The organism is Ruegeria sp. HKCCA5839 (assembly GCF_013035585.1).
Taxonomy (GTDB): domain Bacteria; phylum Pseudomonadota; class Alphaproteobacteria; order Rhodobacterales; family Rhodobacteraceae; genus Ruegeria.
In genome coordinates, this window is sequence record NZ_WQIE01000011.1 from 1 (window position 1) to 21,051 (window position 21,051).

Below are 21,051 nucleotides of genomic sequence, written 5' to 3' on the forward strand. Positions count from 1 at the left end.
CATAACCTGAAGGTCAGAGGCTCAAATCCTACGCCCGCAACCAGCGACACAGAACGCCCGTAGCGACAACGCTGCGGGCGTTCTGCTTTGTATCAAGCGACAAAGGACCCGGCAGTTCTCCGACCAGTTCAATTGCATATGTCCCATCTACTGGGACCAATCGAATCTCTGAAAACAGGCCGCGAATGATAGACCTGGCTTCAGCATGCGAAGCGGGATCGTCGACGCTCCCTATGTGCCACGGGGGCCGGGAACGGATTGTAGTTCATAGTCGGTTTCACGAATCGAGCGAAAGTAACTGATCTGACGATTGGCAATTGGTCGTTGTCGCGAGTCTTTCTTGCGGCCAGCATTTTCGTGGTGGGTAATAGGCCTCACAGCTTCCTACTGGCGACCGGCAACAGCATCTTGTCCCCGCAGCATAGCGCCAAACGACTGTTACTCGGGTGGAAGCCCCGTCGACGAAACAGGAACAGCTTTGAGATAGGCGGCAATCGCCAAACGGTCCTCATCCGTGAGGCGTGATGTGTTCTCGATGACGTCCACCATCTCACCACCAGCGCTGTCATAATCCGGTGTGAAGCCGGATTTCAGATACTCGGCAATGTCTGCCTCAGACCAATCAAGTTGGTCTACGGTCAGGCCGGGGATACGCCCCTTTTCGCTGGGGTTTGGCGCTCCCGTCAACCAGAGATCGCGTTGCATGCCCCCTAAGCCGTTGCGTGGCGTATGGCACTCGGCGCAGTGGCCAAGAGCCTCCACTAAGTACCGGCCATGTCGTTGTTGGTCGGTTAGATCCCCATCGAGCACCCAACCTGGCGACATGAACAAGAGCTTCCATCCCCCCAGTCCGCGTCGAATGTTGAAGGGAAAGCGAACCTCATGCACCTCGCTTTCGGTTGCGACCGCTGGAAGCGTGCCGAGGAATGCGTGAAGCGAAACAACGTCTTCGACTGACATGTTGGCATAAGATGTATAGGGAAACGCAGGAAAATAGTGCTGCCCTTCTGGTCCGGTCCCATGGATCAGAGCATTGGCCAAGTCAAGGGCAGACCAGGACCCAATACCAACTTCTGGGTGACTGGAAATGTTGGGGGCAATGAACGTGCCGAATTCCGTCTCAAACCGTCGACCACCGGAGAGCATGAGCTTTTCTTCACCAACCGCATCCGGCGGTGAGTGACAGGATGCGCATCCTGCGGCGTGGAACACGATTTCACCTCTGGCAAGATCTGGGATCAAACCGTCAAGTTGAGATTGATCCATTCTTTGTGGCCGGGTCAGCACCAAACCGGCCAACCCAACCAAAAGTGCAATGAAAGCAGTGAAAAGGAAAAACCGCTTCACAGCTTTCTACCATTTAGTTTTTCGGTGCTCTGTAGGCTTTGTGACATGCCGAACAGCTTCCGCCCAGATCGCCCATAGCCGCTTTCAGGGCATCAAGATCTTGGCCAGCCGCAGCCTGCATCGCAACAGCGGCGTCTGCCATGGCCTGCCCTTTTGCACCAACGTCAGGGAAGTTTTCCCAGATCGCAGGTAGCGCTCGAGACGACGGATCGGACACATTGTCAGATCCCTGTGGCCACATTGCGGATTGGTCGATCTGCGTTAGCACCACAAGGTTGTTTGCAGCCCGTGTTGCGGCCTCGGCATCATAGTCCACCTCGCCTTTGGCCATGCCACCAAGGGTACCAAGATTGAAGGCATAGAGCTGCATGATTGAGGTTCGAGCTTTCACAGCCGGGTTTTCACTTTCGTGGGCGATAGCTGTGCCAATTGTGGCCAATGACAAAAGACCCGCCGCGAAGATTGAGAACTGCTTCATCATGATGTGTCTCCCTGTTCAATGCCCGAACCTTATCTTGAGCGAATTTTCTTGTAATTGTTTATTATTGGGCGTCTCCTGTTAATTTATGAACAACGAAAACTGGGACGACATTCGATACGCACTGGCGGTAAGCAAATACGGCTCACTTAATGCAGCCGCAGCGGCCATGGGCGTCACGCACGCCACCGTCTTGCGCAGGGTGGCCGCATTCGAGGAGAGAAATGGTTGCCGGATTTTCCAAAAAAGTTCGTCAGGTTATTCCGTTCTCCCTGAAGCCAGTGCGATCTTTTCGGCCATGGAAAGCGTTGAAGAGGCGGTACTTTCGGTGGAGCGGGCGGTTGTCGGAGCAAATCGTTCCCCAAAGGGTCACGTGCGTATTACATCGACCGACAGTCTTTGTCAGATTGTTCTCCCTAGAATACTCAACGAAATCTCACTTCTCTACCCCGGCCTGAAACTGACTTTGCTAAGCGGAAACAGTCACCATGATTTGTCTCGGTTGAGTGCAGACATTGCCGTGCGGCCATCGGTAAAGCTCGGAGATGGGCTAATCGGAGAGCGTGCAGGAACGCTGTCCTTCGGTGTCTTTGACGATGGTAGCCCCAATCGCAAGTGGATGAGGCTTGACGGAGCGCTGAGCCGTTCCCTCCCAGCAAAATGGCTCGCGGAGAATGTGGGCTCTGACGAAATGACCAACGGAGCAGACAGTTTTCTGGTGCTACAGCAGATGGCTGCCTCGGGAGCTGGTAAAACCTTTCTGCCCTCATTTTTTGGCGACGCGGATACTCGCCTCAAACGGACACAGGACTTGAATCCTAAGATCGAAGTTCCGTTGTGGGTCGCGACGTTAGAGGAAATCGCGCATACCCCAAGGTTTGCCGTTGTTCAGAAGGCATTAGTCGAACGCATATCTGAGGCACTAGCTAAGTGATTTCATGCAACAGAGATTTTCGAGTTCTCACGTTTTTGACTTTCCAAATTCGCAAAGTTCATTTGGAAATGTTCGCTCCGGGCTGCGACCTGCCGAAAAAACGGGGCGCAGAGACACACGTAATTGAGGCCGCGGCAGTTGGGCAAAAGAGCAAAACTCGGCGTCAGCCGGTCATACCTGCCGCCCTTAGGCCATTGGTGAGAAGTTTAAAATCATCCGGTCGCCGCCACATAGACCGAAACCCGCGCGCAAGGCTATCTAACGTGTCATCCTCAACCACGATACCTCGACTTGTGAACTCATCGTGACGTTCGATCACGAATTCTCGCAACGCATCGGCGGCGTCTCGCTCTCGTCCGAGCTGCGCGTAAGATGCGGTGACAAATGCGGCAGCCAGCGAGTTAAGCCGCGCTGCTCCCATTAGAAAACTAAGCGCTGCTTCATAGTTGCCGTTGAAAAACTCGACCTGCCCCATAATCCAGTCGATGGCAGGTGGATGCAGTGGATCCAGTCCCATAGCTTTCGAAACCACCTCGCGCGCCTTTTCGTGCTGGCCGAGTAGTAGGAAAGCATAACCACACCAGGCCATAGACTCCGCTTCACTTTCTATCATGGAAAGTGTTTTTTTAAATTGCGCCTCAGCCTCATCCCACAATCCGGCACAGAGATAAGCAAAACCAAGCTGGTCCTGAATGTAGACGTCGCGGTTATCGAGTGCCACGCCCTTTCGGGCTATTTTCAATGTGTGCGTGGGTGCATCAGCGTCCGCCAGCCCAAGCCACAGATCTATGACATATGTATCTGAGAGATACATATAAGATCGCGCGATAGAGGGATCGAGCGCGACCGCTCGTTCCAACAACGCTCTCGCCTTGGCCGTATCTCGGGCGTTCAGGCCGTCGCGCAACGCCTTGCCCTTAAGCATCAGCTCATAGGCCTTCATCTGATCCGTTGGTTTCTGTGTCGAACGGTCGACGACATCGTGCTGGACCCTGCCCGGCAACACTGCGACGATATTTCGGGCCACCTCGTCTTGAACCGCTAGAACATCTTCCAGTTCGTGGTCGTATCGATCCGACCAGAGTTGAGTGCCTGTACGGGCGTCAGCAAGTTGTACCGAGATTCTCACGCGACTGCCGGCCTTCCGCACGCTGCCTACAACCAGGTAATCTGCGCCGAGAGCTTCCGCGATTTTGGCCGGATCTTTGTCCTGTGTCCGGAACCTGAAAGACGCATTTCTGGAAACAACCTTGAGCGTCCGAAAACGCGATAAGCCCACAATAATGTCTTCCGCAATCCCGTCGCTAAAGAAGGCTTGTTCGGGGTCGTCGCTCATGTTGTGTAGTGGCAAGACCGCAATAGTGGCTTTTCCTGATGATCCAGGCCGAGGCGGTTCAGCGCAAACTGCGCTTGTCCCGCCAATGCGCCAAGCATGTACCGGTTCGGCAACGTTCTTCACCGTAAGCTTACCAGCATCCTCCCAAGCGACCGGTATACGGTTCCCGACCACACGATAAACATCTTCAGACACCAACACACCGCCTGGCGGGGCAAGCTGCTCCAACCTTGACGCAAGGTTCACACCGGAACCAAATACATCTCCGTCGCGCATGATAATGTCTCCAAGAGTGACGCCGATGCGAAAGCGAAGTGGATCGGAGACCACCACTGGCGAACTTTGCCACTCAACCGCGCAGGAAACAGCGTCGACAGCGCTGTCGAAGCTGGCGAGCAGACCGTCACCCATCTGTTTGACGATGCGACCGTGATGCCGACCGACAAGCGGAACAGCGGTTTTGTCAATGTGCGCTGAGAGGACTTCGAGCGTGCCTTTCTCGTCCCGCTCCATTCGGGCGGTAAAGCCGACAAGATCAGCAATCAGGATGGCTGCCAGCTTTCGCTCCACGTGTTGTCCTCCTTTTTGTTTCATACTGGTCGCTACGTGTTTAGACCATGCGAAAGTGCACAGAGTCGGTTTCTGCCCTAGCTTGAAGTCGGTTTCAGCGTTGGGAAACTATGCCATTCGTCTGCGCGAAAGGCTTGGAGGACAAACAGCCGCGTTGTCTTCGCCCTGAGTTGTGCCAGGTCCGCTTAGGGCTGCCATCAGCCATTCAAGCAATTCGTAGAGAATGACCACTTCGCGCCCAAAACCGAAGTTTCTTATCCCGGCCATGCAAAAGTCTGCGAAGACCTCATCAGCGCATCAAGTGCCGGCGAGTGTTTTCGGCCAGGGACTGTAAAGGCCGCGATCGTTCTTGAAACTTCTGGCTCCACAAGCGGGCGCTGCAACAAGCCTGACAGAGTAACCGAGTACTCTGGCATGAAAGCAAAACCAATGCCTGCAGCAACCATTGCTTGTACCCAATCTTCGCGCTCAGAACGGAAACGAGCGTACAGCTCCACACCTTTTGACTGACAAACGGACATTACCATCTCGCGCAACTCACAAGCCAAGCGATCTACGTAGTTTTCTCGAGATAGATCTTGAAGCGAGACTGAATTTAGCCGTCCAAGGCGGTGCTCGGGCGGAAAAACAACCACATATCTTTCGACATAAAGTGGTCTTGCCCGAAACTCTTCTTCCAGTTCTTCAGTCAGCGTCATCAATGCGACATCGATATCACCATCAGAAAGTTTTTTCCTGAGATCCGACGCGCTTGCTTCATTGACTGACAACTCCAAGCCGCTGTGGTTTTTTTCGAATTGAGCCAGAAACCGTGCAAGGCGAACGTGCCCAATTGTTGAAAGGACACCTAAGCGCAACGGCACCTTTTCGAGCAAACGAAAATTCTGAGCCAGCGCTTGTGTGGCCGCTGCTTCGTCAACGATGTGCTGTAGATGCGGCAGCATTGACTTTCCAAAGTCGCTGACCAAAATTTTCCGGCCTTCCCGATGAAAAACCTGTGCGCCAAGTTCGGTCTCTAGTGACTTGACGCCCTTGGTAAGTGCCGGTTGGCTCACATTGCATTCTGCGGCGGCTTTGGTGAAATTCAGATGCTTTGCGGCAGATAAGACATATCTAATCTGAGACATCTCCATATTGGGGCACCTCGTCACTGATAGCGAAAAACAATCATAACGTAGGATACACCGTTTTATCCAAACCTGGAGTTATTAACTCATAAGGTATCGATAGTTCCCCGAACCAACGTTCCATAGTGTAATCGATGCACCGGTTTTGATTATTCGGAAAGGGAGCGAAATGTCTGTTTTTATGGTCGAAAGAAACCTCAAGGGTATCAGTATGGATGACTTGGGTGCTGCTCAAAAAGCCGCGATAGCAACAGCACAGAAAATGACAGCAGATGGCGACAAGATCAGCTATGTTCGTTCAACATTTGCTCCCGAAGACGGGCGCTGCATGTGCTTGTTTGATGGTGAAAGCGCCGATCAAGTTCGTCGATTGAACGATACCGCCGGACTTCCTTACGACAAGGTCGTGGCAGCAATGGATCTTACCCCGTGACGACTTCTGACCTTTAGTGTTGTGATGGGGCCCTGAGTGTATGCTCCAGGGCCCTCAGCACTGGTTGAACAGGTTGCAGGGAAATGCAGGTTCGTCCGCATTTCGGGCCTTGCGAATCTAAGTATCGGATGACCGCTTTGGGCCGTGTGCGACTGTGAAACGGATCGCCGATGGGTGTCTGCCGCACCGCATCCGAAGGCAGCACTGAGCCCATTTTGTCCGATGCTGCGCGGCGCGTAGGTGTCCGGTGTTGGCTATCTACCCCATGGTCAGGCGACAAGCCCCAACTCTTTGTCGGTGGCTGTAATCGCATACTTTTTCCTTGGCGGCATGGGTCTTGATTGCCAAGGTGGTTCGAAGGTGAAACTTGAAACGCTGCGGCCGTCAGGTAGGGCACCGTTTCCGGCCCCTAGCGCGTAGTCGTAGTAGAGTTTGACGATTTCTTCCTCGGTTACCTGTGCGGTTGACGGATGTGCCATGCATGCGTCACGCCACATCCGCACCCGGTCATACTCTTTGCCCTCGGGAAGGCTAAACCCTTCGTAGTAGTCAAGGAACCAAAACCGCTTGAACATAGGGGTAAAAACAGCCTCTGCCAAACCGAAGTCCTCGAACAAGAATGGGCCAGCCGGATTGTGATGACCCAGGAAATCATCGAGGTCTCGATAAAGCGCCAGGAGCTTATTCAAATGCTCATCTCGGTGGGCCTGATCCTGATTCATGACAAACAGGTAGCCTGCCATTGTGAAGGGTCCTTCGCGGGCAATCAGCATCGACTCAATGGCGTGCTCGACAGGATCACTGCGGCGCAATGGTGCCCCCGGCAGAGCCTCATCAAGATAGCGCAGTATCACGAGGCTTTCTTTCAAAATACGGCCGTCGCTGGTTTCAAGCACAGGCAAGGCTGTCGTCCCTCGGGTCTTGGCTAGCAATTCCGGGTCGCGCGGCTTGGTGATGTCTACGACACGAAATTCTACGGCATCCGTCAGTCCGCGCAGCGCCAGTAGGATTTCCAGTCGCTGCGAGAAGGGACAGACGGGGATATGATAGACGATGTGTTTCTTAGTCATGTGTTCAATCCAATGGTGGGCCGGTGAAGGCCATGTTGTGCCGTTTGGCGCTCTCCTCAATGGCGGGCATGTCTTCTGGGATACGGCACTGACCGGCTGCCATGTCGGAAAAGAAACCTTCGAATCCGCCGGGCGTCAGGATCACGAGATGGCGGCACGGTTCGTCGTCTGTCACCTTGAATGTATGTTCTTTGCCTCGTGGGATGAATACGCTTTCGCCGGCCCCTGCGGAAAACTCCTCGCCTTCCAACCAGAACCTGCATGTGCCGGTCAGGATTACAAAGATTTCGTCTTCGTTTTGATGCACATGGCGTGGGGGGCCGCTACCAGCAGGGGACCAGCTGTCCACAATGGACATAGCACCGCCCGTCTGTTCTGGGCTGAGGATGGTTTTGTATTTTACTCCGAGCCATTCGATGGCTCCGTCGATTTGGTCCAGGTCTTTCATCGTTTCTCTCCATTAGCATCGGATTGAAACGAAAGCGCTTCCGTTGACAGAAGCCTATCCGAAGGCCAACCTATCAGGCAAACCGCAATATCTAATATAGGATATCGGCCAAGTGAATTTCGCCACACTGGACCTCAATCTTTTGCGCGTGTTGGACGCCCTCTTTTACGAAGGCTCAACCGTCAAGGCGGCTGACAGGCTCGCCATGTCGCAATCCGCAGTCTCGGGTGCATTGTCGCGTCTACGTCATGCCTTGGACGATCCCCTTTTTGTCCGGCAGGGAAACCGTTTGGTTGCCACTGATTATGCCGCCAGGATTGAATCCGGTTTGCGCGAAGAACTCGAACGTCTTGAGGCTTTGCTAGCTCCACCAGCAACCTTTGATCCGCAAACCGCTGAAGGCACTTTCCGGATCGCCGCCAGCGATTTCTTCGCAGAACTCCTGATGCCGCCTTTGGCTGATCTTTTGCAAAAATCGGCGCCCAATCTACGAGCGCAGTTGGTTGATCTGGTTCCAAATGACTATGTGGCCAGCCTTGAACAACGCAACGCTGACATTGCGCTGATCCCGGATTTGCTTCTGCCGGACTGGGTCAATCGGCAGCCACTCTTCCATTCGCCATTCCACGTGATAGCTCGCAAGGAAAATCCAAAGCTTGAGGGGCTTCAGGAAGGGACGCAAATGCACATGGATACGTTCTGCGCACTGCACCACGTCTTGTTCTCCCCTGAAGGGAACCTGGCTGCAATGGGCGATGCTGCCCTTAATCGCGTCGGAAAGCAGCGACAAGTTGCTATGACAGTGCCCGTCTTTAGTGGCGTTTGCCGAGCGGTGAGCGAAAGCGACCTCATCGCGCTTGTACCCGCGCAGCTTGCAATGAAGGTGGCCAAGACATTCGAACTAAAGGTGTTCGAACCTCCGATGCATATTGAACCAGCGTTGATCATCGGCATCTGGCACAAGCGATCTGACAATGCCCCGATGGCGGCCTGGATGCGTAGCCAAGTCTTCAAATTGATGAAGGCGTTGAACTTAGACAGTTAGCTAAACTGCCCTAAGCAGCGCCTTTCGGACAGAAACAAGCTTGGAGTTTGCATGACTGATCCTCCGATCCGCCATGCCCTTCCACGACGACAACCCAACGCTGACACAAAGACATTTTCACATTGTGTTTCGTAGCTTCGGTCGCTGAAACCGAACCTTTGAAGTGAAGTATCCAATTAGAAGAAGGCTTCTGAAAATGTTAAAGAAGTGGCCAATTTAGTTAAGCTAACTTGACCCACATTCATACTATCTCTCCAACGATGGGAGGACAAAATGAAAGATGACGCTACCATCTCTTTTGGCTACAACGGTGATCCGGCCCGTTCATTTTCACTTAAGGCCGAGGCTTATACCGACGCGAAATGGTTCGATACGGATCTCAAAGCTGTCATTGCAAAGACGTGGCAATGGGTGTGCCACGTCGAAAAAACGCGTGATCCTGGGGCCTTTGTGACCGTCAGTATCGCGGGCCATTCAATTGCGGTTGTGCGCGATAAAGAAGGCACGTTGAGAGCGTTCTATAATGTCTGCAAGCATCGCGCTCATGAGCTTTTGTCTGGAGAGGGCAGCACTACGCGGATCATGTGTCCCTATCATGCTTGGGTCTACAAGTTAGATGGTCAATTGGCCCGTGCGCCGCACACGGAGAACCTGGTCGATTTCGACCCGGCTGAGATTTGCCTGGACGAAGTACTTGTCGAAGAGTTCTGCGGATTTGTGTTCGTGAACCTTGATCGGGCTGCACGGCCTTTGGCAGAACAGTCCGGCGATCTTGAAACCGAGATCCGTCACTGGGCCCCGGACGTCGAACAACTGACTTTTGGGCACCGCTTGACCTACGACATCAAGTCCAATTGGAAGAACGTCGTAGATAACTTTCTTGAATGCTACCATTGCCCCACAGCGCACAAGGATTTCTGTGACCTTGTGGACATGGACACTTATAAGGTGACCACATACGGCATTTATTCCAGTCATATGGCAGACGCAGGTCAAAACGCCAACAGCGCTTATGACGTGTCGAATGCGACCGTAAAGACCCACGCGGTTTGGTGGCTGTATCCCACGACGTGCCTGATGCGCTACCCCGGGCGCTCCAGCATGATCGTGCTGAATATCAATCCCGTGGGCCCTGACAGAACGTTGGAAACCTACGATTTTTTCCTGGAGACGCCAGAGCCTGATGCGATGGAGCTGGATGCAATTCGTTATCTCGACGAGGTCCTGCAAGTGGAGGACATCAACTTGGTCGAAAGCGTTCAGCGTGGCATGAACACGCCCGCGTTTACCCAAGGCCGTATCGTGCACGATCCAGACGGTTCAGGGAAATCGGAGCATGCTGTGCACCATTTTCACGGGCTTGTTCTGGATGCCTATACCAAAGGTGCAACGTGACGCGGCCCAATATCCTGGTGATCATGGCGGACCAACTGGCTCCGCATTTCACTGGAACATACGGGCACAAAACCGCCAAGACACCACATCTGGATGCGCTTGCCGCGCGAGGCATGCGGTTTGACGCGGCGTATTGCAATTCGCCGCTTTGCGCACCGTCACGGTATGCATTCATGTCGGGTCAATACATCAGTCGGATTGCTGCGTATGATAATGCGTCCGAATTCAAGGCGTCGGTGCCGACCTTCGCTCATTACCTGAAATCCTTGGGCTACCGTACCTGTCTCTCCGGCAAGATGCATTTCGTAGGTCCCGATCAGATGCACGGATTCGAGGACCGCGTGACCACCGATATTTACCCTGCGGATTTCGCCTGGACGCCGGACTGGGAAACACCGGACGAACGGATCGACAAGTGGTATCACAACATGCAGACCGTAAAGGAAAGCGGTTTGGCCCATGCGACCTTTCAAATCGACTACGACGACGAAGTCGCCTTCGCTGCCAAGCGTTGGCTCTTTGATGCTGCGCGAGACAAGGCACAGGGCCAAGAGGCGCCTTTTGCGATCGTGGCCAGCTTCATCCACCCGCATGATCCCTATGTGGCGCGGCCTGAATGGTGGAACCTCTATTCAGATGATGACATCGACATGCCAGCCTTTTTGCCTGCGCTTGAGGATCAGGACCCGTTTTCGCGGCGCTTGATGGACGGGATCGAAGCGTCCTATGTGCCGCTAACAGCCGAAGAAGTGCGCCGTGCGCGCCGCGCCTACCTGGCCAATGTCAGCTATTTTGACAGCAAGATTGGTGAGCTTGTGCAAACGCTCGAAGAAACGGGCGAGTTGGATAATACTGTCGTCATCGTCACCGCAGATCATGGCGATATGCTGGGCGAGCGAGGCCTGTGGTACAAGATGAACTTCTTTGAACACTCCGCCCGCGTGCCTCTGGTGGTCGCAGGTCCAGATGTCGCCGTTGGCACAGTCCAGAATGCCGTATCTCTGGTCGATCTGTTGCCTACGTTTATTGATTTGGCGGGCGGTGATGCGTCGATGTTGGGCGAGCCGATTGATGGGCGCAGTCTTGTCCCACTGATGCGGGGGGAAGACGACCCAATTGACGAAGCGATCGGCGAATACTGCGCTGAGATGACAGGATATCCGGTCATTATGATCCGCAGAGGGCCGCTCAAATACGTTCACTGCGACAGCGATCCGCCGCAGCTCTACGATCTGAGCAATGATCCTATGGAAACGCGCAATGTGGCTGCGGCTCCGGACTATGCCGATGCAGCGTCGGACTTCGCCGAAGAGATTGCCGCGCGATGGGATGGCACAGCGCTGCGCACTCAGATCATCGCGACCCAGAGGTCGCGGCGTGCCTTGCATGCCGCGATGGAGGCCGGGGTGAGTGCACCTTGGGATTATGACCCGCCGAGCGACGCCAGCCGGCAGTATGTCCGTAACCATATGGATTGGACTGTGGCCGCGAAGCGCTACCGCTATCCCCCTTTGAAGGACGAAGTAGGATGAAACTTGAAGGAAAGATCGCTCTGGTCACGGGCGCACGCGGCGGGATTGGGCGCGCGATCGTCGCGCGGTTCATCAAGGAAGGGGCTACTGTTTACGCAGCAGATCTCACGCCCGAAGGATCGCTCGACGCGCATGTTGACGATGGCGTCTTCGTGAAACTCGACGTCACCCAAGAAGCTGACGCTATTGCCGTGATGGACAAGGTTCGCGAGGCGCATGGCAAGCTTGATATTTTGGTCAATGCTGCAGGGATCGAGATTGAGAAAACGGTTGAAGACACAACGCTTGAGGAATGGAACCGGAGTTTTGCCGTGAATTCGACGGGCACGTTCCTCACCTCGAAATACGCGCTGCCGTTGATGCGTGAGGCCGCAACGTCGGGCAGCAGCGCGAGCCTGATCAACTTCGGGTCCTATGACGGCTTTATCGCCGACCCCGGTCTGGCGGCCTATTGTGCTACCAAAGGCGCGGTGCATGCTTTGACGCGCGCTATGGCTTGCGATCACGGGCCTGAAGGCATCCGCGTCAATGCGATCTGCCCCGGCTATATCGACACGCCGATGCTGCAAAGCTTTTTTAACGGCGATGGCTCGGGTGGCAGCGGAGGCAGTATTGAAACGCTGCAGAAAGCTGTACGCGACGTCCACCCGATGCGCACCTATGGCACGCCGGAAGACATTGCCAACCTGGTGAACTGGCTTGCCTCGGATGAGGCACGCTATGCCTCGGGTCAGCTTTGGGTGCTTGATGGCGGGCTCTCTGCGCAAGTTCAACAGATGAAACTCTAATGCCCAAGCCCGTCATCATAACGTGCGCTCCAACGGGTGGAATTCACACGCCGTCCATGTCGCCCCATCTGCCGATCACACCTGCAGAGATCGCAACGGCCAGCATTGAGGCAGCAGCAGCTGGCGCCTCAATCATCCATTTGCATGCGCGTCACCCAGAGACAGGAAAGCCCGATCCGCGGCCCGAGCTGTTCGGTCAATTCTTGCCGGTCATCAAGCAATCAACCGATGCCGTCATCAATGTCTCCACCGGAGGCGGTCTCGGCATGTCGATGGATGAGCGGTTGTTGGCTGCCACGTCTGCCAGTCCAGAGATGGCCAGTCTGAACATGGGGTCGATGAACTTTGGCATATTCCCGATGTTACAGCGGTACTCGGAGTTCCAGTTCGATTGGGAACGTCCCTTCCTTGAAATGACCGAAGACTTCATCTTTCTCAACACCTTCAAGACGATCCGCTACGCGATAGAAAAATTGGGGGGGGATCATGGCACGAAGTTCGAATTCGAGTGCTACGATCTGGGCCATCTCTACAACGTGAAATGGTTCGTTGATCAAGGGATCATCAAGCCACCTTTCTTCATCCAGATGGTCTTTGGCATTTTAGGCGGCGTGGGCGCCGATCCAGATCACCTCGCCCATATGCACAACACCGCGAACAAACTCTTCGGGCCTGACAACTTTGAATGGTCTGTGCTCGCTGCAGGACGACACCAGATGCCCTTCGCGACCCAAAGCGCGATGCGAGGCGGCAACCTGCGTGTCGGACTGGAAGACAGCCTGTTCATCGGCAAGGGCGAGCTTGCCACGTCCAACGCACAGCAAGTCCATCGCATCCGCAGCATAATTGAAAATCTGGGCCTGACCATCGCCACGCCTGACGAGGCGCGTGCGCGTCTGGCACTGAAGGGCGGTGATCAGGTCGGGTTCTGAGGGAGAAACACATGCAAACGAAAATGCTGATCAACGGGGAAATGGTCGAAGGCACAGGCGAGGTGCTGGATGTGTTGAACCCGGCGACGGGCGCAGTGATCGGAGCTGTGGCAGAGGCAGGCTCTGAGCAGATCGAGGCGGCAACACGCAGCGCCGCAGAGGCATTTGACACGTTCGCTAGCACATCGCCAGCCGAACGCTCCGCGATGCTGTTGCAGATCGCTGACGTAATAGAGGCACACAGCCAAGAGCTGGCTGAGTTGGAAAGTCTTGATGTCGGCAAGCCCTGGCCCTCAGCCCATGATGATGAGATGCCGCTGACAATCGATGTCTTCCGTTTCTTCGCGGGCGCGGCACGTACGATGATGGGGTCTGTGGCCGGGGAATATGTTGCTGGCCACACATCAATGATCCGCCGCGACCCAGTCGGACCTGTGGCAGCCATCGCGCCGTGGAACTATCCGCTCATGATGGCGTCATGGAAGCTGGCCGCGCCAATTGCCGCAGGATGCTCTGTGGTTCTAAAACCCTCTGAAATCACACCTTTGTCGACATTGCGTCTTGCCGAGCTGCTGCAGGATGTGTTGCCCAAAGGCGTGTTGAACGTGATCCACGGACGCGGGCCAAGCGTTGGCGATGCTCTGATCAACAACCCTCGGATGGAGGCGATTACCGTCACTGGCTCGCCCGCTACCGGGATGGCGGCGATGCGGGCGGCGTCAGAACAAATCCGCCACGTGCATTTGGAGCTGGGTGGCAAGGCCCCGGTGATCGTGTTTGAGGATGCCGATGTCGATGCTGTGGCCGAAACGATCCGGTATGGCAGTTACTTCAACGCAGGTCAGGATTGTGCGCAACCCTGCCGCGTGATGGCGGCGGATGGTGTTTATGATAGACTTGTGAGTGCTATTCAAGAACAAGTCGGTCAGATGCAAATCGGCGCGCCGAAAGATGACGGAACCGACATGGGCCCATTGGTGTCAGCGGCGCAACGCGACCGCGTTGCTGGTTTCGTAGACCGTGCTCGCAGCGCTGCCGAAATTGTCTCAGGCGGAGCGGCAGGCGTCGGTGATGGGTTCTTCTACGAACCCACAGTCATCGCCAATGTCGACAATGATGCAGAGGTTGCCTGCAATGAGGTCTTTGGTCCCGTTGTCTCGATATCGCGGTTCTCTGACGCGGATGAAGCCTTGAGGATCGCAAATTCAGTCAGCTACGGCTTGGCCTCATCGGTATGGACCCGCGATGTCGGACGCGCCATGCAGATGACTTCCAAACTGCGTTATGGTTTCACTTGGGTGAACACCCACGGGGTTGCGACGCCCGAAATGCCCTGGGCCGCCATGAAGGGGTCTGGCACGGGCAGCGACATGTCAGTTTACGCGCTCGACGCCTATACCGCGATCCGCCACGTCATGGTTGCGCACTGATGCGGTTGGCAGGCAAAAAAGCGTTTGTCACGGGTGGTAGACAAGGCATCGGCCGGGGGATCGTTGATGCGTTTTTGAACGAAGGCGCGACAGTGACGACCTGCGGGCGCGGCGCTCGGCCAAAGGGATTGCCCACCGAGGTCACTTGGCTCGCCTTGGATGTGTCTGATCCATCGGCTGTGAATGCGGTCGCCACTCCAACGGATATTCTGGTCAACAACGCTGGTGTTCAGGTCGAAAAAACCGTAGCTGACAGCACGGATGCCGACTGGGATCAAGTGATGGGCACCAACGCGCGCGGTGTGTTCAACTGTTGCCGTGCCTTTATTCCCGTGATGCCAAAGGGCGGCTCGATCATCAATATCGGTTCGATCTCGGGCAATGTCGCCGACCCGTCGATGGCGCTTTACAATGCGTCCAAGGCATTTGTGCACGGGTTGACGCGCTCTATCGCCGTGGATCACGGACCAGACATCCGTTGCAACGCGATCTGCCCAGGATGGATTGAAACCGGCATGTTGGACGCAGGTTTTGAACTGGCCAAAGACCCCAAGAAAGCAAAGCAGGATGCGCTCGTGCGTCACCCGGTCAGGAGGTTTGGCAAACCCGCTGATATCGCTGCGATGGCAGTCTGGCTGGCATCAGATGAAGCCGGATTTGCCACGGGACAACTCTTTACTGTCGATGGCGGTATGACCGCGGCATCGCCTCTAAATCCCGGTTTGTTCTGATGGGCCAAATTGAACATATAGCAGTCTTGGGCGCTGGCGTCATAGGTGCAAGTTGGACCGCTCTGTTTCTTGCGTCGGGGCGCAGTGTCGCCGTGTTCGATCCTGATAAAGGCGCCGAAGCCGCCGTGCGCAAATACGTCGAGACGGCATGGCCTGCGCTGGAAGAGCTTGGCTTGACCGAGCGGGCGAAACCCGATGCCTTACGCTTTGAGACCAGCGCGGGCCACGCGGTTGATGGTGCGCAGTTCGTGCAGGAAAACGTGCCAGAGAGACTGCCGATCAAACATGAAACCTATCACGAAATCGAACCCCGGTTGGAGGTGGGAACGATCATGTCCAGTTCAACCTCTGGTCTGACGTTGGAAGCCTTGCAGCAGGGCTGGAAAGATCCAAGCCCATTCATCCTTGGACACCCCTTCAACCCACCGCACTTGATCCCATTGGTCGAACTTACGGCCAACGCTGCAACAGGGGTGAGCGTCTTAGATCGAACCGAAGCCTTCTACCAGGACATCGGCAAAGTGACGATCCGCATCAAAAAAGGCATGCCCGGACATGTCGCAAATCGGCTGCAAGCGGCCATCTGGCGTGAGGCTGTGCATATGGCTGTCGAGGGCGTCGCCAGCGTCGAAGATATCGACAAGGCAATGTGGGCCGGGCCGGGGTTGCGATGGGCGGCGATGGGTCCGACAACCTTGTTTCATCTCGGGGCGGGGGAAGGTGGCCTCCAAGCCTTTTGCGACCATTTCAAGGATACATTCAACGGCTGGTGGGATGACCTTGGCGACCCGCGACTGGACGACAATAGTATCAAGCTGTTGGTCGACGGCATGGCCGCAGCATCCAGAGGAAAGAGCCCGGCAGAGCTGTCCGCGCAGCGGGACAAAATGCTTACGGCGATGCAGATGGCGACGCGTCCGCTCCGCTCCTGAGATCTGGTTTGTACATTGGCCAAGCGCGGAACTCGAATGGCACGCGCCCGTCGATCCGATCTGCGCTTGGTGATAAGCCAAACCGTTGATGATAGGCGCGGCTGAAATGAACTTGGCTGTTGAACCCAGATGCTGTTGCGATCTCACTGAACTTTAATTCAGTTTGCGTGACGAGCCCACGCGCTCGGTCCAAACGAATATCGCGGTAATAGGCGACAGGTGATTTGCGCACGTATTGATGGAACAATCGGCTGAGCTGACGTTGCGAGACTTCGACTCTTTCGGCAATTTTGGGTATTGAGAGCGTTGTTTCCAGATGCGCTTCCATCAAGTCGATGGCGGCGCGGACAACGCCAGATGTGACATAGCCCATCGGCTCGACCACTTTGGGATTTTGCGACAGACCTTCGCCGCGTACCTCATGATGAAACAGATATCGCGCCGTCGCGTTTGCGACGCTGTCGCCGGCCACAGAATGCACGAACCGCAGTCCGGCATCAGTCGACGCTGTGCCGCCGCAACAGGTGAAAATACCTTCGTCCTGCACGAACATGTTCTCGGACACGGTTGTATCTGGAGCAATTTCGATGAAAGCGTCGATATGTTCGTAGTGTACTGTCGCTGTTTTGTTCTTCAGCAAGCCCGCCTTCGCAAGAATAATCCCGCCTGTGTCCAATCCACCAATGATCGCACCAGACCGCTGCCACCTTTGAAGCGCAGTGCAAAGCGCGCGCGACGCATAGCGCTCGGGTGTCCAGCTCGAACTTACGAGAACGAGCCAAGGCTTGCGTTCATAGTCGTCTCGCCATTGGGCAGTTTCAATTAACATCCCACTGCTGGTCTCAACCCCGCCGCCATGTTCCGAGACAAGCTTCCACGAAAACCTGTTCGTCCCGGACAAGTAGTTAGCCACACGAAACGGATCAACGAACGATGTCGTTGCAGAGACATTAAAATGCGGTGTTACAATGGCGAGTATTTCATGTTGGATTGGCATCGGAATAGACATGGCTGATTTTGTGAAATCGTGTCTAAATTTGTCAACTAAAATTCGCTTATTTTGCGATCGCAGCGAGCGCCGCTTTTTGGGCGATCCACATCGCAACGTGGATGGCAAACGCTGGATGTGAGCAATGGGCCGTCCTTGATACGGCCAAACGCTGTGTGCTCGTCAATGCCGTGCTTCCTCCAAGGCCTGCACTGAGCCATCTGCGTAAGTTCGACTTTCTCGCTGCGCGCTCGCAGCACAGATTCTGCCCAGTCCGCATCGTCTTGAGCACCGTATTGTGGCGAAAAATGAGGCCCTTCGCGCCGGACACAGCGAGACTTTGTGAGATATATATTCACCCAATAAGCTCTGATCGTTATCGCGTTGCTGATTTCTGGGCATGGAGGATCGGAGGGCATATCAAGCCAAGAGTACAACTTCCCGCAGTTGCAAAAAACGCAGAGATTGGAAAAAGGGTCGGATCACCGGTCAGAAAAGACTTTTACTTCCAAAGCTAGTCTGGGCGATCCGTACTCGACTCGAACTCGCAGGTAACTTGCGCGATTTGACACTGTTCAATGTCGCCATCGACACTAAATTGCGAGGCTGCGATTTGGGAAAACTTTCTGTAACCAATCTGGTCAAGAAACAGCGCGTCCGCGAACGGGTTTCAGTGATCCAGAGCAAAACCAAGCGTCCAGTTTAGTTCGAGCTGACCGAGAATACGCCGGGTACCGTTTCCGCCTGGGTTTGTTCGCCCGAAATGATCGGCTGTCCATTTATGTTTACACACCGCTTTAAAGACCGACCTCATATTTCTGCGCCAATATGGCCGACGAGTTGGGGAATGGCTCACTGCGATAGGTCAGGAGCCAAGCGGATACGGCACCCATTCACTCCGCCGAGCTAAGGCTGCGGAGATCTAGCGAAAGACTGGAAATCTCCAAGCAGAATTGCGCTATCTTGGACACAACAACGTCGATGGCACTGTGCGTTGCTGTGGCGTCGAGTTGGAAGATGCGCTGAACCTTGCTGAAAAAATCGACATCCAAACGGTATTGGCGGACGGTCGATGTTGTTTGTCAATCTGGACCAACCCTACGACAACGCTGCAGAAGTTGACCGAGCAGAGCACAGGAGAACGGGATATTTTTCGCTGGGTCTGATCATCACGCGAAGGTCGCGCCGGTGATGTTCTCGCGAGTGATTACGCCGGTCAGGATCGGGCTGGGTTTGAAGTCGCGCTTCTCGAGATACGAGACCAGCGCCTCGACGGTTTGCTCGGCTACAATGCGGACGTTCAGATGGATCACAATGTCCATCGTGCCGTCCAGAAGATATGATTTCGTGCGCGATGTCAGGTTATGGCCAATGAAGACGACTTCATCCGCGGCGTCTTCGTCTTTCAGAGCACGTGCGACACCCTGATGCCCGCCACCAACATTGTAGATGCCGATAATGTCGTCTCTTTGGCTGATGGCTTTCCGGACTCCCTGATAGTTACCCTCGGCATCGTCTTGCCCGTTAACGACGATGGCCTCGCCGATATGGGGAAAGTCCTGCCGCAGGCAGGCGCGAAACCCGATCTCGCGGTCCTCGTGCACGCGGTAGAGTTCACCTCCGGTGACAACCAGAACAGACCCAGATTGCCGTGTGAGACGCCCCATCAGGTACCCGGCAGTGCGACCGGCGGCGCGATTGTTGATGCCGATATAGCCGATCAGGGCTGGGTGCTCCAAACCGGACATGATGGTGAGCGCTGGGATGTTGAGCCGCGCGAGAGATTCAACTGCGTCGTGCACACGCGGATCGTCAAGCGCCTGAAACGCAACCGCGTCAACGCCTTGTCCGGCGCACGCGTGAAGCTTTCTTGCCAGTGAAGCCGGTTCCAGTTTCTTGGTGAAAACACATTCGATGGTCGCGTTACCGCGTGCACCATAATCCTGAAGACAGTCGGCCAAAAGATCAGTCGATGGACCGGCCTCTCCGGGCAGGAATACTTTCAAGCGCCAGGGCCGGGGGCGCGACCCAATCGCTGTGCCTGCCTCTATTGCGCGTTTGGCCTGAATAACACGCTGCCGGGTGGATTCACCCACATGCGCGCGATTGTTGAGCACGCGGTCGACTGTGGCGGTTCCGACTCCCGCAAGTTTGGCGATCGCTGAAATCGTCGCCCTTCTTGGTACATGTATGTCACTTGAACCAGACAAGTTTTCCATCAAATCACATCAAATTCGGCCGATCTGGCGAGTTTAGTACCTCAATCAACATCAATTCATCGACTTAATGCAAGTTCTTGTTGCCAACGAGAACGCCCGGTTAGGATCATCCACCCCAATCAACAAGCCGTTCACTGGGCACAGGGAGGCACACAAGAATACTGGCGAGCACAGCGGAGGTTGCTGTCCCCGCCGGGGGCGCGATGGCCCAGGACGAACTCAGGTTTCAGACACACTTCAACGCTGAATTCACGCCGGGACAGCTGATCCTGAAATTCGTGGAACAGTTAAAACCATGAAGTAATGGCCGACCGATGAAAAATTGCCCGAATTGGTCGCTTTGGCCAGGGGTGTCTTCCGGACCGGCCAGCGCAGGGAACTGTGCATGAAACCCCAAAACCGTAGCAGAAAGGAAGTGTCGCAATGCGCGTGGGTGTCATAGGATTGGGGGATATGGGATCGGGTCTGGCAAAGAACCTGATCGCGAACGGGCATGAGGTGATCGGGCGGGATCTGAGCGCGGACCGGATGGAGGCTTTTGCACGCATGGGGGGCACGCCCGCAGCAAACGTCGCCGAAATTGGCGAACATGCGGACGCGGTCTTTGTCATGGTCATGGATGGTAATCAGGCGAAATCCGTCATCCTCGGCAAGGATGGCTTGGTCGGTTACATGCCGAAGGGCAGCGCCGTGATCTTGACTGCAACCATCAAGCCAGCCGAAGCCGTGGACATCGGTTCAGCAATGGAAGGGTCAGGAATTCATCTCATCGACAGCCCGGTATCTGGTGGGTTTGCCGGTGCGCAGGGCGGGACGCTGACCATGATGGCTGCGGGTGAAGAGGCTGTTCTGGACCGGTTTGAGCCGGTCATGCAAGCCGTCTCGGGCACCATCCACCGGGTTGGAGACGCCCCCGGACAGGGGCAGACGGTCAAGGCTTGCCTGCAAAGTCTAATCGGCTCGGTATTCGCCGCGACTTTCGAGGCGGCAGCGTTCTGCGCCAAGGCTGGCCTGTCCGCTGATTCAGTCTGGAACGTGTTCTCGACATCCGGCGTCGGCTGCAACGTAACCAAAAGTGCTTTGGAGAACATCGTCGACGGTAAGTTTGAAGGCACGGGCAGCTCGATTACGACCATGCACAAGGACCTGACAATTTCGCTTAATCTTGCGGAACAGATCGGGATGCCGCTGCATATGGCGTCTACCGCGATGCAGATATTCCACGCGGGAAAGACCAAGTATCCGGACGGCGATAACTGGGGTTGCACCCGCGTGATCGAGGAAATTATCGGTGCCGAATTGCGCCGCTGAGAAGG

The 21,051-nt window shown here is 55.2% G+C and carries 19 protein-coding genes and 2 pseudogenes; 13 read left to right on the top strand and 8 right to left on the bottom strand.

The features are described from left to right. Nucleotides 1-438: 438 nt before the first annotated feature. Nucleotides 439-1,266, bottom strand: a complete 828-nt coding sequence (locus GOV38_RS19935) for a cytochrome c (protein WP_171210029.1) — start codon at nucleotides 1,264-1,266, stop codon at nucleotides 439-441. Nucleotides 1,267-1,360: 94 nt separating this feature from the next. After that, nucleotides 1,361-1,828, bottom strand: a complete 468-nt coding sequence (locus GOV38_RS19940) for a cytochrome c (protein WP_171210030.1) — start codon at nucleotides 1,826-1,828, stop codon at nucleotides 1,361-1,363. 85 nt (nucleotides 1,829-1,913) lie between these two features. On the opposite strand from GOV38_RS19940, the gene GOV38_RS19945 reads away from it, so the two are divergent. Beyond that, nucleotides 1,914-2,759 (top strand): LysR family transcriptional regulator, encoded by an 846-nt coding sequence (locus GOV38_RS19945; protein ID WP_171210031.1) that lies wholly within the window; start codon nucleotides 1,914-1,916, stop codon nucleotides 2,757-2,759. Nucleotides 2,760-2,922: 163 nt separating this feature from the next. Here GOV38_RS19945 and GOV38_RS19950 read toward each other — a convergent pair whose 3' ends face one another. Beyond that, entirely contained in the window at nucleotides 2,923-4,689 is a 1,767-nt protein-coding gene (locus GOV38_RS19950; protein WP_174838901.1) for an adenylate/guanylate cyclase domain-containing protein, read from the bottom strand. Between the two features lie 230 nt (nucleotides 4,690-4,919). Beyond that, a complete protein-coding gene (locus GOV38_RS19955; protein ID WP_171133789.1) occupies nucleotides 4,920-5,798 on the bottom strand; it encodes a LysR family transcriptional regulator in 879 nt (292 codons plus the stop codon). Nucleotides 5,799-5,961: 163 nt separating this feature from the next. Here GOV38_RS19955 and GOV38_RS19960 point away from each other — a divergent pair, with 163 nt between their 5' ends. Further along, a complete protein-coding gene (locus tag GOV38_RS19960) occupies nucleotides 5,962-6,225 on the top strand; it encodes a DUF4242 domain-containing protein (protein ID WP_171103937.1) in 264 nt (87 codons plus the stop codon). A 269-nt stretch (nucleotides 6,226-6,494) separates the two neighbouring features. On the opposite strand, the gene GOV38_RS19965 is transcribed toward GOV38_RS19960, so the two are convergent. Beyond that, a complete protein-coding gene (locus tag GOV38_RS19965) occupies nucleotides 6,495-7,295 on the bottom strand; it encodes a glutathione S-transferase family protein (RefSeq protein WP_171210032.1) in 801 nt (266 codons plus the stop codon). Nucleotides 7,296-7,299: 4 nt separating this feature from the next. After that, nucleotides 7,300-7,743, bottom strand: a complete 444-nt coding sequence (locus GOV38_RS19970; RefSeq protein ID WP_171210033.1) for a cupin domain-containing protein — start codon at nucleotides 7,741-7,743, stop codon at nucleotides 7,300-7,302. A gap of 112 nt (nucleotides 7,744-7,855) precedes the next feature. Here GOV38_RS19970 and GOV38_RS22495 point away from each other — a divergent pair. From GOV38_RS22495 to GOV38_RS20010, 9 genes and pseudogenes are all read left to right on the top strand, one after another. Then, a pseudogene (locus GOV38_RS22495) lies at nucleotides 7,856-8,041 on the top strand (LysR family transcriptional regulator); the annotation flags it as partial. Nucleotides 8,042-8,071: 30 nt separating this feature from the next. Continuing rightward, a complete protein-coding gene (locus GOV38_RS19975) occupies nucleotides 8,072-8,788 on the top strand; it encodes a LysR substrate-binding domain-containing protein (RefSeq protein WP_254430651.1) in 717 nt (238 codons plus the stop codon). Nucleotides 8,789-9,061: 273 nt separating this feature from the next. After that, complete coding sequence (locus GOV38_RS19980) at nucleotides 9,062-10,183, top strand: SRPBCC family protein (RefSeq protein ID WP_171210035.1); 1,122 nt, start codon at nucleotides 9,062-9,064, stop codon at nucleotides 10,181-10,183. Next, nucleotides 10,180-11,715 (top strand): choline-sulfatase, encoded by a 1,536-nt coding sequence (gene betC / locus GOV38_RS19985; RefSeq protein ID WP_171210036.1) that lies wholly within the window; start codon nucleotides 10,180-10,182, stop codon nucleotides 11,713-11,715. Before GOV38_RS19980 ends, betC begins: the two co-directional genes overlap by 4 nt. Further along, the gene (locus tag GOV38_RS19990; RefSeq protein WP_171210037.1) at nucleotides 11,712-12,503 is read left to right on the top strand and encodes an SDR family NAD(P)-dependent oxidoreductase; all 792 of its coding nucleotides are present in this window, start codon (nucleotides 11,712-11,714) and stop codon (nucleotides 12,501-12,503) included. Before betC ends, GOV38_RS19990 begins: the two co-directional genes overlap by 4 nt. Continuing rightward, nucleotides 12,503-13,435 (top strand): 3-keto-5-aminohexanoate cleavage protein, encoded by a 933-nt coding sequence (locus tag GOV38_RS19995; protein WP_171210038.1) that lies wholly within the window; start codon nucleotides 12,503-12,505, stop codon nucleotides 13,433-13,435. Before GOV38_RS19990 ends, GOV38_RS19995 begins: the two co-directional genes overlap by 1 nt. 11 nt (nucleotides 13,436-13,446) lie before the next feature. Beyond that, nucleotides 13,447-14,865 (top strand): aminobutyraldehyde dehydrogenase, encoded by a 1,419-nt coding sequence (locus GOV38_RS20000; protein WP_171210039.1) that lies wholly within the window; start codon nucleotides 13,447-13,449, stop codon nucleotides 14,863-14,865. After that, nucleotides 14,865-15,596 carry an SDR family NAD(P)-dependent oxidoreductase gene (locus GOV38_RS20005; RefSeq protein WP_171210040.1) on the top strand — a complete coding sequence of 244 codons (732 nt, stop codon included), beginning with the start codon at nucleotides 14,865-14,867 and terminating at the stop codon, nucleotides 15,594-15,596. The genes GOV38_RS20000 and GOV38_RS20005 overlap by 1 nt, the downstream gene beginning before the upstream one ends. Further along, nucleotides 15,596-16,528, top strand: coding sequence for a 3-hydroxyacyl-CoA dehydrogenase NAD-binding domain-containing protein (locus tag GOV38_RS20010; protein ID WP_171210041.1), 933 nt, complete (start codon nucleotides 15,596-15,598; stop codon nucleotides 16,526-16,528). The genes GOV38_RS20005 and GOV38_RS20010 overlap by 1 nt, the downstream gene beginning before the upstream one ends. On the opposite strand, the gene GOV38_RS20015 is transcribed toward GOV38_RS20010, so the two are convergent. Continuing rightward, nucleotides 16,488-17,645: a GlxA family transcriptional regulator gene (locus GOV38_RS20015; RefSeq protein ID WP_254453176.1), complete on the bottom strand. Its 1,158-nt coding sequence runs from the start codon at nucleotides 17,643-17,645 to the stop codon at nucleotides 16,488-16,490. The two genes, GOV38_RS20010 and GOV38_RS20015, sit on opposite strands and share 41 nt — an antisense overlap. A 290-nt stretch (nucleotides 17,646-17,935) precedes the next feature. Here GOV38_RS20015 and GOV38_RS22420 point away from each other — a divergent pair. After that, nucleotides 17,936-18,565 (top strand): annotated as a pseudogene (locus GOV38_RS22420) (tyrosine-type recombinase/integrase); the annotation flags it as partial. A 120-nt stretch (nucleotides 18,566-18,685) separates the two neighbouring features. Here the strand turns inward: GOV38_RS22420 and GOV38_RS20020 are convergent. After that, nucleotides 18,686-19,735, bottom strand: coding sequence for a LacI family DNA-binding transcriptional regulator (locus GOV38_RS20020; RefSeq protein WP_171210043.1), 1,050 nt, complete (start codon nucleotides 19,733-19,735; stop codon nucleotides 18,686-18,688). A 423-nt stretch (nucleotides 19,736-20,158) separates the two neighbouring features. On the opposite strand from GOV38_RS20020, the gene GOV38_RS20025 reads away from it, so the two are divergent. Then, nucleotides 20,159-21,046 carry an NAD(P)-dependent oxidoreductase gene (locus tag GOV38_RS20025; RefSeq protein ID WP_171210044.1) on the top strand — a complete coding sequence of 296 codons (888 nt, stop codon included), beginning with the start codon at nucleotides 20,159-20,161 and terminating at the stop codon, nucleotides 21,044-21,046. Nucleotides 21,047-21,051: the final 5 nt, after the last annotated feature.

Excerpts from the sequence above, each read along its gene's own strand:
- GOV38_RS19935 (WP_171210029.1), bottom strand. The coding sequence starts at position 1,266 with ATGGATCAATCTCAACTTGACGGTTTGATCCCAGATCTTGCCAGAGGT.
- GOV38_RS19940 (WP_171210030.1), bottom strand. The coding sequence starts at position 1,828 with ATGATGAAGCAGTTCTCAATCTTCGCGGCGGGTCTTTTGTCATTGGCC.
- GOV38_RS19945 (WP_171210031.1), top strand. The coding sequence starts at position 1,914 with ATGAACAACGAAAACTGGGACGACATTCGATACGCACTGGCGGTAAGC.
- GOV38_RS19950 (WP_174838901.1), bottom strand. The coding sequence starts at position 4,689 with ATGAAACAAAAAGGAGGACAACACGTGGAGCGAAAGCTGGCAGCCATC.
- GOV38_RS19955 (WP_171133789.1), bottom strand. The coding sequence starts at position 5,798 with ATGGAGATGTCTCAGATTAGATATGTCTTATCTGCCGCAAAGCATCTG.
- GOV38_RS19960 (WP_171103937.1), top strand. The coding sequence starts at position 5,962 with ATGTCTGTTTTTATGGTCGAAAGAAACCTCAAGGGTATCAGTATGGAT.
- GOV38_RS19965 (WP_171210032.1), bottom strand. The coding sequence starts at position 7,295 with ATGACTAAGAAACACATCGTCTATCATATCCCCGTCTGTCCCTTCTCG.
- GOV38_RS19970 (WP_171210033.1), bottom strand. The coding sequence starts at position 7,743 with ATGAAAGACCTGGACCAAATCGACGGAGCCATCGAATGGCTCGGAGTA.
- GOV38_RS19980 (WP_171210035.1), top strand. The coding sequence starts at position 9,062 with ATGAAAGATGACGCTACCATCTCTTTTGGCTACAACGGTGATCCGGCC.
- GOV38_RS19990 (WP_171210037.1), top strand. The coding sequence starts at position 11,712 with ATGAAACTTGAAGGAAAGATCGCTCTGGTCACGGGCGCACGCGGCGGG.
- GOV38_RS19995 (WP_171210038.1), top strand. The coding sequence starts at position 12,503 with ATGCCCAAGCCCGTCATCATAACGTGCGCTCCAACGGGTGGAATTCAC.
- GOV38_RS20000 (WP_171210039.1), top strand. The coding sequence starts at position 13,447 with ATGCAAACGAAAATGCTGATCAACGGGGAAATGGTCGAAGGCACAGGC.
- GOV38_RS20005 (WP_171210040.1), top strand. The coding sequence starts at position 14,865 with ATGCGGTTGGCAGGCAAAAAAGCGTTTGTCACGGGTGGTAGACAAGGC.
- GOV38_RS20010 (WP_171210041.1), top strand. The coding sequence starts at position 15,596 with ATGGGCCAAATTGAACATATAGCAGTCTTGGGCGCTGGCGTCATAGGT.
- GOV38_RS20020 (WP_171210043.1), bottom strand. The coding sequence starts at position 19,735 with ATGGAAAACTTGTCTGGTTCAAGTGACATACATGTACCAAGAAGGGCG.
- GOV38_RS20025 (WP_171210044.1), top strand. The coding sequence starts at position 20,159 with ATGCGCGTGGGTGTCATAGGATTGGGGGATATGGGATCGGGTCTGGCA.